Origin of the sequence: Fibrobacter sp. UWB11 (assembly GCF_900143015.1) — a bacterium.
Classification (GTDB): domain Bacteria; phylum Fibrobacterota; class Fibrobacteria; order Fibrobacterales; family Fibrobacteraceae; genus Fibrobacter.
Window position 1 is genome coordinate 254,249 of the sequence record NZ_FSRT01000003.1, and the last position, 18,280, is coordinate 272,528.

General features: G+C 43.9%; 12 protein-coding genes. 1 reads left to right on the forward strand and 11 read right to left on the reverse strand.

Going from position 1 to position 18,280, the window contains the following annotated elements:
- The 3 genes from BUQ91_RS13270 to BUQ91_RS13280 are packed head-to-tail and all read right to left on the reverse strand — an operon-like array spanning window position 1 to window position 5,983.
- A complete protein-coding gene (locus BUQ91_RS13270) occupies window positions 1-3,528 on the reverse strand; it encodes an AAA family ATPase (protein WP_074209612.1) in 3,528 nt (1,175 codons plus the stop codon).
- Between the two features lie 9 nt (window positions 3,529-3,537).
- A complete protein-coding gene (sbcD, locus tag BUQ91_RS13275) occupies window positions 3,538-4,809 on the reverse strand; it encodes an exonuclease subunit SbcD (RefSeq protein ID WP_074209613.1) in 1,272 nt (423 codons plus the stop codon).
- 37 nt (window positions 4,810-4,846) lie between these two features.
- Window positions 4,847-5,983 (reverse strand): DNA recombination protein RmuC, encoded by a 1,137-nt coding sequence (locus tag BUQ91_RS13280; RefSeq protein WP_074209614.1) that lies wholly within the window; start codon window positions 5,981-5,983, stop codon window positions 4,847-4,849.
- 110 nt (window positions 5,984-6,093) lie between these two features.
- Between BUQ91_RS13280 and BUQ91_RS13285 the strand changes: the two genes are divergently transcribed.
- Complete coding sequence (locus BUQ91_RS13285) at window positions 6,094-6,471, forward strand: hypothetical protein (protein ID WP_074209615.1); 378 nt, start codon at window positions 6,094-6,096, stop codon at window positions 6,469-6,471.
- Here BUQ91_RS13285 and BUQ91_RS13290 read toward each other — a convergent pair.
- The 8 genes from BUQ91_RS13290 to BUQ91_RS13330 all read right to left on the reverse strand — a co-directional run bounded on the left by BUQ91_RS13290 (window position 6,468) and on the right by BUQ91_RS13330 (window position 18,237).
- The gene (locus BUQ91_RS13290) at window positions 6,468-10,961 is read right to left on the reverse strand and encodes an ATP-binding response regulator (RefSeq protein WP_074209616.1); all 4,494 of its coding nucleotides are present in this window, start codon (window positions 10,959-10,961) and stop codon (window positions 6,468-6,470) included. The genes BUQ91_RS13285 and BUQ91_RS13290 overlap by 4 nt on opposite strands.
- 106 nt (window positions 10,962-11,067) lie before the next feature.
- Window positions 11,068-11,280 (reverse strand): Rho GTPase-activating protein, encoded by a 213-nt coding sequence (locus BUQ91_RS13295; RefSeq protein WP_074209617.1) that lies wholly within the window; start codon window positions 11,278-11,280, stop codon window positions 11,068-11,070.
- A complete protein-coding gene (locus tag BUQ91_RS13300) occupies window positions 11,277-12,677 on the reverse strand; it encodes a Y-family DNA polymerase (RefSeq protein ID WP_074209618.1) in 1,401 nt (466 codons plus the stop codon). Before BUQ91_RS13300 ends, BUQ91_RS13295 begins: the two co-directional genes overlap by 4 nt.
- Before the next feature lie 86 nt (window positions 12,678-12,763).
- Window positions 12,764-13,735 carry a UbiA family prenyltransferase gene (locus tag BUQ91_RS13305; RefSeq protein ID WP_074209619.1) on the reverse strand — a complete coding sequence of 324 codons (972 nt, stop codon included), beginning with the start codon at window positions 13,733-13,735 and terminating at the stop codon, window positions 12,764-12,766.
- Window positions 13,736-13,759: 24 nt separating this feature from the next.
- Complete coding sequence (locus tag BUQ91_RS13310) at window positions 13,760-15,136, reverse strand: diguanylate cyclase domain-containing protein (protein ID WP_074209620.1); 1,377 nt, start codon at window positions 15,134-15,136, stop codon at window positions 13,760-13,762.
- Window positions 15,137-15,604: 468 nt separating this feature from the next.
- A complete protein-coding gene (locus BUQ91_RS13320) occupies window positions 15,605-16,510 on the reverse strand; it encodes a hypothetical protein (protein WP_074209621.1) in 906 nt (301 codons plus the stop codon).
- A gap of 264 nt (window positions 16,511-16,774) precedes the next feature.
- Window positions 16,775-17,488, reverse strand: coding sequence for a hypothetical protein (locus BUQ91_RS13325; protein ID WP_139299750.1), 714 nt, complete (start codon window positions 17,486-17,488; stop codon window positions 16,775-16,777).
- A complete protein-coding gene (locus tag BUQ91_RS13330) occupies window positions 17,488-18,237 on the reverse strand; it encodes a tetratricopeptide repeat protein (RefSeq protein ID WP_074209623.1) in 750 nt (249 codons plus the stop codon). The genes BUQ91_RS13325 and BUQ91_RS13330 overlap by 1 nt, the downstream gene beginning before the upstream one ends.
- Window positions 18,238-18,280 lie beyond the last annotated feature (43 nt).

The following is an 18,280-nucleotide window of genomic DNA, read 5'->3' on the forward strand; positions in this document are numbered from 1 at the left end:
TTAGCACTTGACGCCAGCACCACTGAGGACGCTACGGCCACCGCACGGAGTAACTTCTATATGCGTAGGAAGTTCGCTCTTGACCAAATCCACATGCGTGATGACTCCTAGAAGTTTGCCTTTTTCCTGCTGCATTTTCTGAAGCACAATGACCGTCTCCTGGAGCATCTTGGAATCAAGCGTTCCAAAGCCTTCATCGAGAAACATCGAATCAATGCGCACATTTCTGCTTGCAAGCGTCGAGATTCCAAGCGCAAGCGAGAGACTTACAAGGAATCCTTCGCCACCAGAAATATTGTCAATCGGGCGCACAGCATCGCTGTTGTCATGATCGACAAGCTGAATATTAAGTGTATTCGGTTCAGTAATCATTTCATAACGCGGGAACATATCGCGCAGATAGCTATTTGCAATTTTCAGCAAATTACGCAGCGTAATCGTCTGGATAAAGCGAACAAATACATCGCCATTGCCCGTATCAAGCCTATTGCCGTTAAACCAGCGTTGCATCTGTTCCCAGTCAGCGCGTTTCGACTTGAGTTTTGCAAGTTCCGCCTGCATGTCATTGAACCTTTGACGAAGCTGAGCGTCATTTTCCTTTTGCGCAGCCCAAGTGGCAAGATTTACAGTGCACTCATTCAGTTTAGCCTTAGCCGATTCGCTATTGTGCTTTGCCAAATCTTCGGATTCTTCGAAGTTTCGCTTCTCTAAATGTTTGGCGAGCTGATCATTAAAATTCTTGACCGAAGTCTGTGCAGTTGTTAAATTGTCTTCAACATTCTTTTGTATTTGCTGAAGCGACTTGCGTTCGGCTTCGGGAAGTTTTGCAGCAATAAACTCTTGTTCATCCGCAAAGGATTTTGACGATAGATTTTCAAGGAACAGTGTTTGCGTTTGTGCAAGTTTCTGTTTTGCATCAGCAATACGACGTTCCAATTCCACAATAGAATTGTCTAGCGCAATTTTAGCTTCACGCATTTGCTGTTCTTTACGGAGCGATTCACTGGCCAAGGCTTCTGCAGACTCACGTAAAGTTCGCGCCTTATTACGTTCTACTTCAACTGATTTCTCGCCAAAAATTTCCTTGCGTTTTGCATCAAGCGTATTCAGATTTTGCTGAATTTCATTTTGCTTGGCAGAAGCTTCTTCCAACCGCACCTTTGCGCGAGCAAAATTGTCTTGATGTTGGACTTTAGCAGAATGGTCCATATTCAAATCATTCTCAACTTTGACCTTTTTCTCCTGCGCTTTTTTCCACCAAGAATTTTTCTTTTCCAACTCAGCAACCAAAGTGTCAATATCTTCCATGCGGACATTCGAAAACCATTCTGCAAAAGCAGTTTCAACATCCTGAGAAATTTTCTGCAATTTGGATTGAGACTTTTTAAGCGATTCTTCTACGGCATTTGCTTCGCTAACAATATTTGCACGATTTACTGCAGCTTGATTTACTTCGTTCTGCAAAGATTCGAACTTTTCTTTTTTCTGCAGATAAACATTCTTCAGTTCAGAAACCTTTTGTAGAATTTCGCGTGCTGTTTCAATTGATGCCGACAACTTCCACGATTCGAGTTTTACATTCAATTGTTCAAGCGAACGCGATTCATCATCCGCGCTTTCGTTCTTTTTGCGCAGACATTCATCAAGCACTTCTTCAAAATATTTCTGCTGCGTTGCAAAGCCATCGAGCGCACGCTGGACCAGTTCCATTTCACCATTGATTTTGCGCAATTCATCTGCAAAATCATTCAAGCGGTCAGCTCCATTTTCAACCTTTTCGGCATTTTCACAAGAAACGTGCTCTCGAGAGCCACAGACAGGGCAAGGCTCGCCTGACTTTAAGTGATGACGCAATTCTGCAACAACAACAGGAATATCGTCCTGAATAATCCTTTCTTTCTCTTTTTGCAAAGACGATATTTTTTCAAAAGACTGAGCACTCTCCGCCTTTACATTATCAAGTTGTTTTTGTTTTGCATCTATTTCGACTTGCAAACGTTCAAGTTCCTTTCGCTGACGTTCCGCATCATCTGCAAGGCGATTCATTTCAGGAAGTATATTTACAAGTTCTGCATCGACTTGATGTTCCGTCAAATACTCCTGCAATATTTGCAATTCCCTTTTCTGCGTTTCAAAATCAGCATCAAAATTTTGCAGGGATTTTTTAAGATTTTCAAGTTTCTGGATTTCATCAGATACATTTTCGCTTTCAGATTTCCATTCTGCAATCTGCGATTTCAAAAGCGAAATTTGTCCATCAATCAATTCATCTTTCGAATTTTCTGCAATGTACTTCGTAACTTTTTCCAAAGCCTGTTCATTATCAGAAATCCGTTTATCTGTTTCACCAATTTTCTTTTGAGCGTCCTCGGATTCGGCCACAGACTTTGCAACAGAATCGTTTACATTTTGGAGTTGACCTCGAGCATTTCGAATATCAACATCTAGCGACGAAACTTGTTCCCACACCGTTTCATTTGCAGAGTAATCCGCTTTGCACTTTTCAAAAGCAGCCTGTGCTTCGCGATTTTTCACAGAAGCCTGTTCAAGATCAGATACAGCAGCCGGAAGCTTTCCCTTATTTTCTACAAGTTGCGATTCAATGCGTGCAAGATTTTCACGTACAGAATTAAATTCGACAAAAGACGATTCCACTTCTTGAGCATGCAAAGCGCGTTCTAACTTATTGCGATTCGGTTCAAATTCTGCTTTTGCACGTTCCGCATTTTCAAGCTGTATTTTTGCATCCGACAAAAGCTTTTCAAAGCCATGCAGATTTTCAAACCATGTGCAAATATAAAGGAGACGTTCTGCATCTTTTGCAAGCGTTTGCTTTTGCAACTCCGCCGCAGAAATTTTCGTATTCAAATCCGTGAGTTCTTCTTCGCTCAATAAACTCACATCACCCATTTTACGTTCAACATCTTCGACAGCTTTATCGGCGCTTGCATACAAATCATGAACAGCCACTGCAATTTTTCTATAGATACCATCACCCGTAAGCTTTTCGAGAATCGCGGCGCGTTCATTTTCATTACACTTCAAGAACTTATTAAATTCGCCCTGCGCAAGCATCATCGACTTTGTAAATTGGCCAAAATCAAGACCAATCACGCGAGTCATTGTAGCTTCAATTTCAGACTGTTTCGAGAACGAACATTCTACCGTTTGTGCGGTCTCGTCCGTCAGCACCCAAGAATACTTTTGAAGTTTATTCGTTCTTGCAGAACGGTGTTGTTCCCAACGGGCAGAATAAATAGTATTGCCACATTCAAAAAACACCTTTGCATAGCAATTCTTGGCGCCATAAGTCATCACTTCATTGGATTCGCCCACAATGGCACCCAAGCGAGGCGTTTTACCATACAAGCCAAGGCAAATAGCATCAAGGATAGAAGTCTTTCCAGAACCGGTCGGACCCGAAATGCAAAACATACCGCTTTTTGCAAAATCCGGGGACTCAAAATCAATCGTCCATTCGTGAGCAAGGGAGTTAATATTGCAAAATTCAATTTTCTTAATTTTCATCGTACACCCCTATGCTTCGTGCGCCTTGCTTACCGCTTCATTAAACAAACTAATGAACTTATCGTACTGATTTTTTACTTCTTCGGATTCGTCATTTTCTTGAAGATTCGTGGCAATCAACATTCTAAAGTAGTCTTCTTTCGTGTACTGTTTTGTTGACTCCACACAATCATCAAAGCCTTTTACACCGCGTAAAACATCTCGCGAAATGCGATGACGCTTGACCACAAAATGCTTGCCCGATTCTTCGGCTTCCAGGGCGTCATTCAAGCTCACAAAATCACCCGATGTCAAAAGCAAATCGACATAGGTTTCCATCGGCTTGGCAACAAGTTCTTTTTCCAAGTTGCGCAATTTCAACTTGAGCGTTTCGATATCGCCTTTGAACTGTTCAAAGCGAACCGCTTTCGGGACTTCTATTTTTTCGACAACAGGAACCATACCTTGAGCAACATCAACAGTAAGCACATAGCGTTTGCAATTCGCTTCATCGAAGCCCATCACGAACGGAGAACCGGAATAACGCACTTTCGGATTTTTTGCAACCATCGATGTGTAGTGAATATGCCCTAAAGCAACATAATCAAGTTCACTCGGGAACGTAGTAACATCCACATTTCCAAGCGTACCTACAACTTCTCGAACACCATCATCCACGGAAGTTTCAGGAATCACTTCATTTTCGCCAGCAACTTCAGCATCGCGACCAGAAAGATTGGCCGCATACAAATGACCTGTTGCTATAATAGGAATGTTACGATTACCGCGCAATTCAACAGCATGGCTATACACATCTGCATAAAGGCGCTTTAACAAATCTTCGTCTGAACTGGCACCTTTATAAAACTGTTCCAGTTCCAAATTGCGCATGAACGGCACGGCGCAACAGATACCGATAACATGACCTTCACCATCTTTCAATTCAATAACCAAATCATCAACTTTACGATTATTGATAGAACCGATGACTCTGATATTCAAAGCATCAAGAATCCCCGCAGGTGCATCAAGCAGCGTTCCCGAATCGTGATTACCCCCCACCACAATAACATTGGAGCACTTTGTCGTAAGGAGTGAAGCTAAAAATTTATAATACTGCGTCTTTGCAATATTCGAAGGATTTACCACATCGAAAATATCACCCGCAATAACAAGCGCCTGTGCACCAATCGTTTCAATTTCGGCTTTCAGCCATTCTAAAAACGCACCCGTTTCTCGCGTGCGATCAATATCATGCATTGTATTACCAAGATGCCAGTCTGCGGTATGGATAAACTTCATTCTAAAACACCTCTATTCTACACAATAATAGTTTTTTCTACTTTAACTTTTCGTTGACCGTCTTTGCGCTTGCAATCCCAAGCTGTTTCATGGTTTCAAAACGGCTAAGGATATTTCCCTTGCCATCTTTCAATTGTCCAAGCGCATCGGCATAAGTCGTTTGCACCACATTCAGCTGGCGTCCCATCTTCACAAAGTTATCCGTAAAGCCGCAGAATTTTTCATAAAGTCCTTCGGCCGTTTTCATAATATTCACGCAATTTTCTTCTTGGCGCGTATTCTGCCATGTCAGCAAAATGAGATTCAACGCAAGCATCAAATTCGTCGGATTGATAATCAACACGCCCTTACGATAAGCCTTTTGTGCAATGGCCGGATCCTTATTCACCGCCAAGATGTAGCTACCTTCATTCGGCACAAACATAAGCACATACGGAACCGCATGCGGAACGACCTTCGGGTAATTCTTATCTGCAAGTTCATCGACATGTTTTACGATGCTTGCCAAATTTTCCTTGCACGCGATTTCTCGCGCTTCGTCATTTTCTGCAGAAACATAATCCGTATAAGCTGTAAGTGAGACTTTCGAATCGACAATCACGTTAGAGCCATCCGAACATTTCACAATAACATCTGGGCGTAATTCATGACCGTTTTCATCCGTGTAGCTTTTCTGCGTAAAGTATTCCATATTTTCGCGCAGGCCGCTATCGCTCAAAATATTCGAAAGCACTACTTCGCCCCAGTCGCCCTGCACTTTGCCTCGATTCTTGAGGGCATCGGCAAGATTTTCCGCATCCATCCCGAGTTTGCGCGATTGTTCGACCATCGTTTTGATAGCGCCATTCAGTTCCGCAATATTCTTGTCGTTCCCTTCTTTTGCACGTCCAAGCATTTCGCGCATATTATCGAGTTCTTTGAGCAAAGGCTTCGTAAAAGTTTCCATGTGCTCACGGTTTTCGCCCTTGAATTCCTCACTGCGTTCCTTAAGCAATCGCGCAGAAACAGCCTCGAATTGAGATTTCATTGCCGAAAGTTCCGCATTGAATAAAGCCTCGTGATTTGCATGAGCAGAACGCCCCAATTTATGCACCACAAGAGCCCCCACCAAAACACCAATAGCAAAAGCCACAACAGCAACCGCCGAAATAATCAAAGAAGTCATGTCCATCATTTCACCTCAGTCCAAATATATAAATAGTTAATGTCTAATTCTGACAATTTTGATAGTCAAAAGAGCATAGTCAGTAAAACTTTCGAACTAAATTAACTATCTTTATTGCAATGGATTACGAATACAGTGTCATAGGTTCTATTTTCTGCAAAGCAGATATTCTTTCTGCCGCCGCCGAGAATTCTGTTTTTACGTATAACGGCTACAATTTCGCGCTCCGAAAGTTCAGTGACTGTATAAGCGTAAGTCTCCACGGCACCACCGATGACACATCCAGCAACATCAGTGAAATTTGCCACAACATCTCCGAAAAAGATGTTTCAGATGTTTGCAAGTTCCTTTCCGAAAAATACGCCTGCAAAGTTTCCATGCGCAAAGGTTACGAAGTTTACGGCAATGCCAATGTTTTCAACGGAGGCTCCGATTACGAAGTCATCGAAGAGAAATGGTTTAAGGTCCAATTCGAAAACGGAATTCAAGTGGTCTAACGAAAGAATTTTGCGAGGGTAGCGCAAAGGACTTCAACGTCAACAGGCTTTGCCACGTGATCGTTCATTCCCGCATCCATTGCAGCACGCTTATCTTCATCGAACGCGTTTGCCGTCATTGCAATAATTGGCACGTTCGAAATATCCTTATCCTTCATCGCACGAATTTGACGCGTCGCCTCATAGCCATCAATTCCCGGCATCTGGATATCCATCAAAATAGCATCATACTTGACCGATGAATACTTGAGCTTTTCTACAGCAAGGTCACCTCGTTCCATTGCAGTTACTTCAACGCCACGATCCTCAAGGATTTCCGTAGAAATTTCACGATTGAGCGCATTATCCTCAACAAGCATCACCTTTCGGCCAATAAAATCATATTTCTTAGGTTCACTCAAGTGCGTTTCAAAATCAATCTTCGAACCCGATGAACCACAGAACTTCTGCAAGATGCAATGCAAATCCGACAAGAACAACGGTTTTGCAAAGAACGATGTCACGCCCGCTTCAAACGCTTCCTTTTCAATATCAATCCAATCATACGATGTCAGCACGACTATCGGCACAGCCGTTCCGACAACCTTACGGATTTGTCGCGTAATCTGGATTCCCTTCATTTCGGGCATATTCCAGTCAATCAAGAACAAGCGATAATCGTCGTTTGCTTTGTGCGATTTTTTGATACACGCAAGGGCTTCATCACCCGACATGCACAAATCATAGCGCAAGTTTTCCTTCTTTAACGCAGCGGCTACAGTTTTACAAATATCCGGTCGATCATTTACAATCAAGCAATGCAGCCCTGCAAATTGTTCACTTGCAACAGAAACAGGCGATTCTTCACCAAGTTTGAACTTGAATGTCATGAGGACTTCAGTCCCCACTTGTTCCTGGCTCTTAATATTGATTGTCCCGCCCATCATATCCACGATATTCTTCGTGATGGACATACCAAGGCCAGTTCCCTGAATACCGCTCACCGTCGAAGAATTCACGCGAGTAAACGGAGCAAAAATTTGCTTCAAGAATTCTTCATTCATGCCGATACCATTGTCTTTCACCAAGAATTCATAAATGGCATAGCCCGGTTCAGCAGAAACTTCCTTAATGTTCATCGAGACAGCACCCTTTTCAGGAGTGTACTTGATGGCATTAGAAACAACATTCAACAAGACTTGATTCAAGCGCAATTTATCGCACATGATCATTTCGTTGTGAACATTTTCAAGTTCAACAACAAACTGCTGCTTACGAGAGCGAACATCCGAAAGAACAATTCCCTTTAAGGTATGGATAATATCCGAAAGGCTTTCCAACCGATTCGTAATATTCATCTTTCCCGACTCAATGCGGCTCATATCAAGAACGTCATTGATGAGCGAAAGCAGATGCTCCGAAGATTGGCTGATTTTCGAAAGGTAGTCAGCCACCTGTTCCTTGTTGTCGATATGTTCTGTGGCAAGGCCCGTAAAGCCGATAATTGCATTCATCGGCGTACGAATATCATGGCTCATGTTGTTAAGGAATGTCGTCTTTGCACGGCTTGCAGAATTTGCCATCAAGAGCGCTTGTTCCAAAGCCTCTTTATCTTTTTTCTGCTTACGCGTTTCTTCGTCAACGCTATGGAAACCAGCAACAATTTGCACCGGATTTGTCGCCGTCAACACAAATTTAATTTGCCAATATTCAACATGTCCAAAGACATCCGCCTTGAAATTCACATAATAAGCATTCTTGTTTTTGAGATTTTCAAGAATGACATCTCTACGAGTAGATTTCAAAAACAGTTCGTAGTCTTCTTTGCTTACAAACTTTTCAACAATTACGCCAAGGCGTTCGTTAAAGCCCTTGATTTGCGGCCACTCCGGGAATAAACGCGGGAATAAATCCGTACAGCGATAAACATTTTCTCGCATGGAAACCGCATCGATATAGCACACCAAATCGAAGTCTTCGGCAAGGCCCTGAATCACGGCTTGCTGTTGAATTTCCTTGCGTAAAATATCGTCCTTGTCGGCAAAACCAAGTGCTGCAAATTTCGGATGGTTCGAATCGCCCACCTTCACGAATTTCATCTCGCAATAGCGATTCAAGAAATTCACGTACATGGTTTCAAAACTCTTTCGAGTCGAAAGTTGCTCACGGATATTCTTGATAGAACCGGCCTGCAACATACGATTCTTGTAAATGCCACTAACAAACTTATCTACATAAACAGAGTACGCCGTAGAATATTTGACATTACGTTTAAACGTTTCACCAAACGAATTCGCAGTTGTCTTGTTCATGGAATAAGGCGTCATTTCTTCCGTTTCAAGATCGATGTAATAAACCGACGTGTATTCCGCAGAAAGCGCTTCGATAATGGAAATATTGCGTTCCAGTTCTTCTTTCTGTTCCGCAATTTTCTTGTTCAACTGGATTTTTTCGGCACGCTTTTTATCGATTGTTGCAAACGTCATAATGACAAGAGTTGCAACGCCGTTTCTGCGTTCCACTACCTGCATTATAAAGCTCAACCATGGATTCCTGAAGCACGAAGCCTTGAAAATCAATTCACGGCGATCATCATGGGCAAGCAATCTTTGAATATACTGCGGACTTGCAAGACGAATCCATTCATCCTTGTATTCGCTATCGACAAGCTGCACCATTCTAAAGGCGCGATAAGAACAAGTGCTACGTTGCCTTTTATCGCCAAAATCAACCGCCTTTGATGGTAAAATTTCACGAGCCGAATCGTTTGACAAATCGCAAAGAAGAACAGCCTCGTATTCCGCCATAATCTTGTCATAAACAAAGCGGGCGCTGACTTCATCGTCGCGGTCAGCAAAGGCTACAACCATGGCGGTTGGCTCTTCGGTTTCAGCATCAACCTTCACGAACTTCATTTCGCTGTAGCGCACTTGCCCAGCAAAATTCGAACGGAAAAGAATCACATAAGTCTTATTGTTTCTAAGGTAAGCCTTGATATTATTGATATCACCGGCTTCAAGCATTTTTTCTTTATCGGCATCATAAACAAAGTCATTTACAAATCGCAAATACGCGTCATTGTACTTCGATCCAGATTTTATCATGACATCGTAATAATGCTGCGACATGTCGTTCATGGAATACGGAATCACTTCATCGGTCAAAAGGTTGATATACATAACCGATGAATATTCTGAAGCAAGCACATCGATAATCGAGAGGTTGACTTCCAGTTCCTTCTTTTGCTGGGCGAGTTTTTCACTCAGGCACAGCCTTTCGGACTGGTCCCTATCCACAGCGGCTGCGGTCATGACGAGCATTGCTGGGACACCGTCAATCCTATCCAGAACACGAAATACGTTGCGACACCAAAAATACGAGCCATCTTCTGTCAAATGCTTAAAGACTATTTCTCGTCTATCCGTTTTCGCAAAAATCCGTTTTAATTTTTCGACACTCCCAAATTCATTCCACTGTTCACGAAATTCTTCATGAACAAATGCAGACGCATTTTTGAAGCCGACTTCAAAAGGAAGAATATCCTTTTCCTTGACATCGTTGTAATACTTCGACCTACGAACAACCTGTATTATGTTTTCTTCCAAGTTGATAAGGTCTATGTTTGAAAATTCTTCACCGACTTTTTCGTTGATTTTTTTGTTAATTACTTCATCGTTTTTATTGACAAAGCCCACCAAAAATTCATTATCGTCACCGATATCAAAACGCATCACGCGCACTTCGTACCAGCGGGCATATCCAAGGGCAATGTCGCGGAACAGGTAGCGGAAGCTATGTTCACGGGAAAGGCGACTGATGATGTTGTCCATCTCTAGACCTTTCAGCATCATCTCCCGATCAGCAGGGTGGATGATATCCATGGCCACAAGGCCCCTCGCGCCATCCATCTTGCCTTCGAACGGGAAAAATCCCTTCAGTTCTTCTTTGCAGTAAAGCGTCCTGAACGTGTTCTTTGTCGGATTGAATACAAAAACGGATTCCACCTTTTCGCCGAACTTCATAACGATGCTCTCGTTCAGGTGGCGTTCGAGTTCGTAACGTTGCTTGGAACGGATATCACGGTCCACATTGCGCAAGCGGAGTACAAAGCCCTTAAGCCCTTGTTCCCCGCGGTCGGCAAAAAAGCTCATTTGGAAATAGACTTCCGTACCGTCGAAAAGGCACCTGAAAGGCACTACATACTGCGAATTTTTCTGGAGATTCTGGACAATGACATCGCGAAGAGTACTCTTATAAAAAATATCGCGGTCTTCATCACAAACAAAATTATCACGGATTAAAACAAGGCGCTTACGGAGGTTGCATTCTCCACGAAGTGCTGGGACACGAGCCACAAGAAATTGGCTAGCATGGAAAATTTCAACATCTTCGTCTTCTGGAGTTTTCGTCAAATCCACATAGCAAACACAATCGAATTCATCAGCAATGGAATCAATAATCGCATTGCTTTTTTCGATCCGAGACTGTTGATTTGCATTGTTTTTTATCATTTGTGCCCCACCCTACAAAATATATGAAAAAATGCAAAAATGTTATTTTTTCATGTCAGAACATGAGATAAACATCACAAATATGCGCATGTCGGATTTTTATTTCTTAACAATCCATATTTTCTAACATTTTTTCGTCACTATTCTCTTCTAAATGACGTTCTGCAGTCTCTGCAATTTTGGCACTATGGCCACGCAATGCAGCAAACGGGCTAAAAATTTTCGCCCGGTTAGCAACGGACATCCGCGGGTGTTTCATCAAGAAATTCCAATCATCCCTCGGATAGGGCAAATCAATTATGTCTTTGTAATCGTTCACGCTTTGTGCCCTCCGATTTGTTCATTGCGTTCGCGGGTGGTAGCGCCTTCCTGCATATCCATTCCCTTGAAAATTGCATTTTTCCCAAAGCGCTTTTTTATTGCAATTTGCGCAAGCATCATTTTCTTTTCACGTTCTACTTTTTTCACATCCGTGAACAGGTCATAACTTTCTTGCGTTGCGCTTAACACATTATTCGCAGTCAAGTTCAAGCGCTTTACCGTAAGCAACGGATTCATGATGCGGTCTGCAAGTTTCATCACCGCATCGGCAATCGTCGACACCGAAGACGTATAATTTAACAATGGTGCAGTCCCGTGCGCAGGTTTTGGAATCGTGCGTCCATAACCATCCACTACGGTTTCGCCATGATAAATTCCTTTATCCACATTTTCACGGTCATAGCCCACATGGAGCGTAAGCCCGTTCGTCACAAGACCTTTTTCCACAAGGTCGAGCGCAAGCGTTTCGACCATTTCGCGAATGACAATTTTCGCCTTGGCACACTCATACGCACAGCTCAAAACTTGTCCGCCGCCAATACTGTGCGTCTTGGATTTATAACGCTTGATTTCGGCAATGCCGCATGGCTCATAGCCCCACGCATGGTCAATCAGGATTTCCGCATTCACACCGAACATCTTGTACAGCGCATCAGGCTTCTTGACGCTAGCACGCGCAAGATCGCCCATCGTATAAATACCACGGCCATTGTTCAAATAGCAATGTTCCAAGCGCTCCGCAATTCCACGCCCCAATTGCCAAAAACTCGTCAACGGTCTGTGATTCCAAAGTTCCTTGCGGTATGTCATTTCGTCAAGTTCCGCAATGCGAACGCCATCTGCATCTGGCGCCACATGCTTTGCCATCACATCCATCGCGATTTTGCAAAGGTAAAGGTTCGTCCCGATGCCCGCCGTTGCCGTAATTCCCGTCGTTTCAAGCACATCGCGAATCATGTCCTTCGCCAATTCACGCGCCGACTTTTTGTACATCGAAAGATAATGCGTCAAGTCAATAAAACATTCGTCAATCGAGTAAACGTGAATATCCTCTTCGCTTACGTATTTTAAATAAACTTTATAAATGCGGGTAGAATATTCCACATACTTCGCCATTTGCGGAGGCGCAATGATAAACTGGACATCTTCCCCCGTTCGGCATTTCACCTCTCGCAACTTCTGGTTGACTTCGAACAAACGTGCTCGTCCAGGAATTCCGTACGCCTTAAGGCTCGGCGTTACGGCCAAACAAATAGTCTTCTCCGTACGGCTCGCATCGGCAACCACCAGATTCGTCTTCAATGGGTCAAGACCGCGAAGTACGCACTCCACAGATGCAAAAAACGACTTCAAGTCAATGGCAACGTAAGTACGGGTTTCGCGGGGCAGTCTCATATTCTAAATATACGAAATTCACTGCTCATAATTTCACTTAATCTTTAAATGCTGGCATCAAAGGTGCCGCAATAAAACACAAGATTCTACAAGCTTGCGAGAAGCGCAATCAACCCCAAGAACATCCCGATTTTCACGGCAGTTTGGGCACGCCTGTAATTTTTCTTGTGCGCCTGATAAAGCACATAGGCAAAGCAAGGCGTGAGCATTATAGCTGTAATATACAAGAACAGCGGTTGCATGCCCAAGAAGAACACCGGGATAGGTAGAGAAATCCAAGTAAAGAGGACAATCGCTCCAGCAAGACGCCTTGCAGTTGCGGCACCTGCTATAAGCGGGAACGTCATAATGCCCGCCTTGAGGTCGCCGGTTTCGTCTTCCAAATCCTTATAAATTTCACGAGCCAACGTCAGCAGGAAAGCAAAACCAATTGCAGGGAAAATACCGGAAACAAAATTCTCGGGAAACGGGTGCAAAAAGCTGTAGAAATACAGTAGAGCAAAGAACAAAGGAGTGGTGCAGAGAATCGCAACCGTCATATTCTTTATAAGCGGAATATGCTTGAGCCACCTGTTGTAAGCAATCAGGAGCGCACCGAGAAGCACGAAAAACCAAAGTGGAGATGTAGCGGCAACAAAGCCGTTCAAAACTTTATCGGAATTGTAGATAACATTTAATTTATCAATCTGAATCTCGATTGTTCCGAGATTCTGCAAAATAGCATTAAGGAGTCCACAGAATAACATCAACGCAAGCATGGCAATCCAAGCCCTGCGCGCAGCCTTTACCGAAACTTTCCCAGTTACAAGCGGACGTTCCGGACGGTTCATCTTGTCACTTTCCAAATCCAGAATGTCGTTCTGGATATTCGCAAAGCCAATGGCAAAAGCAAAACCAAGCGCCTGCACTACCCATCCAAGGCGAAATTCGGATTCGCCATACGAAACCATTACAAAGTAAGGATAACTCGCCCCAAGCAATTCATAACCGATAAGCAACGTAATCACGGCAATTACGATATTTACAGGGCGGGTCATTTTGAGAAGGGCTGCAAGCATCACCTACAAATATACAAATATTGCTTATCTGTACTTCAATTCAGGGTGCGCTTCGTAGTACGCATTCTTAAAGGCATACATGCGCTCATCGGCAAGTCGCATCGCCTTGCGAATGTCCTTCTTGCCATAACAAGAGCCTATCGAGAAACGGACATCTTCTGTTTTTCCCGACAAGAAATGGACTCGAGCAAGACGGTTCTGCAATTCGTCTTCTTCAATTGCGGGGATAAGAATCATAAATTCGTCACCACCCGCACGGTACACATCGCCATCATGGAATACTGCCTGCAAAATCGAGGCCGCCGAGCACAACATTGTATCGCCAGCACTATGGCCTTGGTCGTCGTTCACACGCTTAAGCCCATTCAAATCTGCAAAAAGCACAGCCACCGGCACAGGTTCGTGACCTGCGACAATTTCGTCAACACGGTTGTTCATCACATTTCTGTTCTTAACGCCCGTCAACGAGTCTATTGTACTCATAATTTCAAGTTTGTTCAAAAGCTGATAACTTGCAATTTCAGAAGCAAGGAAGAACGTCGTCACTTCGAGAGTTTCCTTAATCTTCATTACATCGTCAACATTGAAATTGATGACCCACATGTAACCGAGATGTTGTTTACCATGCCGGAGCGAGAAAAGCACCACACTATGGACTCCGGCCTGTTTGAGCGATTCTGCCCAAATCGGGTTTTGCTCACGCAGCTTTTCCATATCGCGTTCATCTTTTATGATAATACACGTGCTACCCGCAAGCGTATCCGGCCACGTTTTAGCCACATTGTAAAAGTCATTGATGTAGCGCGACATCGGGAACAAGCCCCTCCCTTCGCGAAGCGATTCCGCAAAGTTCGTACAGCTACGCTTTTCATCATCCACCAGCAAAATGCAGCAATGGCCGGCACCACAAATATCGCAAATGTCCCCCACAACTTCCTGGAACGCACTCCTCACGTCTTCCGAGCCACGCAGTTTGATGCAAGACTTCAACACATTAGAGGCCGTTTCCGCAGACAGGTCCGCCATTGCAGAAGAATCCGCCTTGGGGGCGACATCATAACAATAAAAGCAATAACCAATATTTTCTTGGTCAGAATCCAGCGGCAACAGGAACATATTGAGCCACAGATTCATCATGTAGAGATTGACATAAGCATGAAGCGGTCTGTTTTCACGAATACAGCAGCAGCAATGCTCTTCAAAATTCGGATTTTTCGGGAAACATGCTTCATACGGACAGCCAGGCACAAAAGGATGATGTGTCAAGGCTTCGATATCTTCACAATGCGCCTTGTTGCCAGCAACAACGCGGATATTCCCATAGGAACCGTCTGGGAAAAACTCGACCGAAACGACACAGGCCTTCCCTCTGTGGTGCGATAATAAGCTATCAAAATCCATGTGGATGTCCCCTCTTTAATCGACAGGTATTTACTAATATATATCTTTTTATTTAGAATATACCGCCTCGCAGACGCCCCTAAGCCCAAAACACGCAATTTTGGCCATATTTTCGGTGTTTTTTCGACAACACATCCTTTTCAAACAGGCAAAAACTATATTCTGCACATGAAATTTGCGGCAATCCTCGTATTAAGCCTCTCGCTACTGATCACAAGCACATTTGCCGTGTCGCTTACACCTCCGCAGGTTTATGCCGTAAAAGAAGACCGCTCGATGGCATCGAATATAGACACATCAAACACATTCTCCCCTTTAAAAGCTTTAGTTGCAGGAACCTCTATTGGACTTACTATAGGCGGACTCGGGATGATGGGCCTAGGAATTACCGGCATGGTATGGTCATTCTAACAAAAAAAGCACTCCGCAATTGCGAAGCGCTTTTTTACATTACTTGTTTGTTGGAGATTATTTGTTGCCGCTACGGAGTTTAGAACCAACAGCGCGGAGAATATCCTTGACCTGTTTTTCGCTAATCGTAGAAGTTTCGCCACTCTTAGCAAGGCCCGTTGCGTTGTGGAAATTCTTCAGCACATCAACGCACTCTGCCGATGCAAGAATATCTTGGTCGTAAAGTTCGAAGTTAAAGAAGTCATCCGTTTCGCCACTATCAAATTCGTCTTGATAATTCTTGAACGCCTTAGAGCAATCGGCCTTATTATAAGCATAAAGGAAATCATGCTTGACAGTGCAAGTCTTGCCCGCATAAGAAAGCGTGTAATTAATGGATGTTTCCGAATGGGAGACATAAGCCATTTCAAGACCTTGGATGCTAATCTTATCGCATTCCATCTTCACAGAAGACTTCGGGACCTTGGCGATTTGAGACATCGTTTCTTGCATTTCGCCAAAATTCTGGAATAGACACGGCGTGTTGATATAAATAACTTCATTATAATAAGGATCTTCGAGCACAACGCCTTCGATGAGCGCATTGTTCACAGTCGAGGCCTTATAGAAGTTTCCATTCGGGAACGATTCCCCTGCAATAGTCTTAAAAGCATAAACGTTTGAACCAGCACCATCGCCCAAATCAATTTGCGCCTTATCATCATCGGACTTTGTTATAGAACCACGCTGAGTCGTCGTTTTCCATACAGGCTCATTTGCATATGCCGTGCAAGACGCTTTAACAATATCCAAAGTTCCATCGGCAGCATAATTAAATTCGCCCATTTGAGTTACAATGAAACCTGTCGGGAGAGTCGGTGTCGGAGGGCCCGGGACTGCCGCCGTAGCGCTATTATCAGAAGATGATAAACAACCTGTCAATGCTAAAGTTGCGGCGGGAAGGAGAGCCAAGAGCTTTTTCATATAATCCTCTTTATTAAATTGTCTTTACCAATGTATATTAATTTTATGATTCCCGTATCAGTTTGATTGTATTTATTCTCAAAATACAATCTTTGTCTGAAACAGACCATCTTTTGCCAAAAATTTTTGCATAAAAAGTAAAACCCGCACTAAGGCGGGTTTTAAAGTTTGTTTTCGCGACATTCGCCTTACCAGCTTTGCGCAGGCGCAAGACTCTGCGCCTCGGTCATGCCGGCAAGCAAGCTTGCCGTCGCGACTCTCGGCTTACCAGTCTTTGGCAGGGCGGACTTGGCCGCGGACGGGTTTCCAAGGCTTGCGTTCGCCGTTTTGTTCGTCAAAGTCCTTGAGGAGCTGGGCAGCTTCTTCAGGAGTCAACTCACCAGGCGCAAGCGGCTGCGGTTGTTCTTGATCGGAACCGTTGCTATCGCTGGAATTGCCTTCGGACTGTTCGGGCTGTTGCTGTTCACCAGAACCGCCATTGCTATCGGAACTTTGCTGTTGGCTGTCGCTAGATTGACCATTCTGACCTTGATTCTGTTGATCCTGATTTTGGTCATTCTGGGCGCTAGAAGAACTCTGGTCACCATTTTGATTCTGGTTCTGATCCTGATTTTGGTCCTGATTATTTTGGTCTTGATTCTGGTCGTTCTTAGGATCGTTTTTCTTATTTTCGTTCTTCTGCTCATCCTTCGCTTCGTGAATGCGATCGAGGAGCATCTGCAATTTTTGATCGTTCGGATAATATTGCAAGCCTTCGTTACAAGTAATTTCTGCAGTAGGCAAACGATTTTCAATATACTGGAACGCAGCATCGCCATAGTATGCAGAAGCCGACTTCGGAGCCGCGAATGCAACCACCGCAAAAAGCAATACAAAGCCCAACGCTACAGAGATCCTTCGACTCCGCCTAACGGCTCCGCTCAGGATGACACAATTCTCTCGTCTCTCGTCTTTCGTCTTTCGTCTCAGCATAGCCATTAGATCACCTCCAAATCGTTGTCGGTGTTGCTAGCGTCAATCTTGGCCTTGGGCTTACGACCGGCCTTGATTTCAATAATGTCATCAATGCGTTGCACGTGACCGCTCAACTGGCTTGCAGTTTCATCTTCAGCAATCAAGTTCTCGAGCATTTGCTTGCCTTCGGCATACTTGCCATCCTTGCAAAGCTGGAGAGCACGAGCCAAAACTTGTTTTGCCTTATCGCTCAGCGGAGGTTGTTTCTGGTCGTTCTGATTCTGGTTCTGGTCCTTGTTTTCTTTTTGCTTGTCGAGTTCTTCCTTGAGCTTGCGCTGGACAATTTCGACGTTCTTCTTTGCATTTTCAAAATCGTTGTCGAGGTCAATCGCCTTTTTCAAGTAAGCGACAGATTCACGCCAAGCGGCAATGCGGGCACTCGGTTCTTGAGCTTTTTCGCCAACACGGAAATGCGTATTCGCCAAATTGTAGGCAGCCTTGGCGGCCATTGCCTTATCGGGCATGCGCACGGCACTTTCGAGTTCCTTCTTGGCCTCTTCGAAATTCCCGAGCTTGTACTGGCACGTCCCAATGTTATAAAAGAGCAATGGATTTGCAGGTTCCTCTTGCCTAGCTTTCATATATTTTTCAAGCGCACCGGCATAATCACCAGCGGCATAAAGCTTATTGCCATCGTTGATAGGTCTTGCAAAACCCACCACGACCATAAGCATCATCAAAGAACATGTCTTAAAAACAGTAGAAATTCGCATATTCAACTTCTTCGGCTTTTTTCGAACACCAATATATCAAATT

Excerpts from the sequence above, each read along its gene's own strand:
- BUQ91_RS13270 (WP_074209612.1), bottom strand. The coding sequence starts at position 3,528 with ATGAAAATTAAGAAAATTGAATTTTGCAATATTAACTCCCTTGCTCAC.
- sbcD (WP_074209613.1), bottom strand. The coding sequence starts at position 4,809 with ATGAAGTTTATCCATACCGCAGACTGGCATCTTGGTAATACAATGCAT.
- BUQ91_RS13280 (WP_074209614.1), bottom strand. The coding sequence starts at position 5,983 with ATGATGGACATGACTTCTTTGATTATTTCGGCGGTTGCTGTTGTGGCT.
- BUQ91_RS13285 (WP_074209615.1), top strand. The coding sequence starts at position 6,094 with ATGGATTACGAATACAGTGTCATAGGTTCTATTTTCTGCAAAGCAGAT.
- BUQ91_RS13290 (WP_074209616.1), bottom strand. The coding sequence starts at position 10,961 with ATGATAAAAAACAATGCAAATCAACAGTCTCGGATCGAAAAAAGCAAT.
- BUQ91_RS13300 (WP_074209618.1), bottom strand. The coding sequence starts at position 12,677 with ATGAGACTGCCCCGCGAAACCCGTACTTACGTTGCCATTGACTTGAAG.
- BUQ91_RS13305 (WP_074209619.1), bottom strand. The coding sequence starts at position 13,735 with ATGCTTGCAGCCCTTCTCAAAATGACCCGCCCTGTAAATATCGTAATT.
- BUQ91_RS13310 (WP_074209620.1), bottom strand. The coding sequence starts at position 15,136 with ATGGATTTTGATAGCTTATTATCGCACCACAGAGGGAAGGCCTGTGTC.
- BUQ91_RS13320 (WP_074209621.1), bottom strand. The coding sequence starts at position 16,510 with ATGAAAAAGCTCTTGGCTCTCCTTCCCGCCGCAACTTTAGCATTGACA.
- BUQ91_RS13325 (WP_139299750.1), bottom strand. The coding sequence starts at position 17,488 with ATGGCTATGCTGAGACGAAAGACGAAAGACGAGAGACGAGAGAATTGT.
- BUQ91_RS13330 (WP_074209623.1), bottom strand. The coding sequence starts at position 18,237 with ATGCGAATTTCTACTGTTTTTAAGACATGTTCTTTGATGATGCTTATG.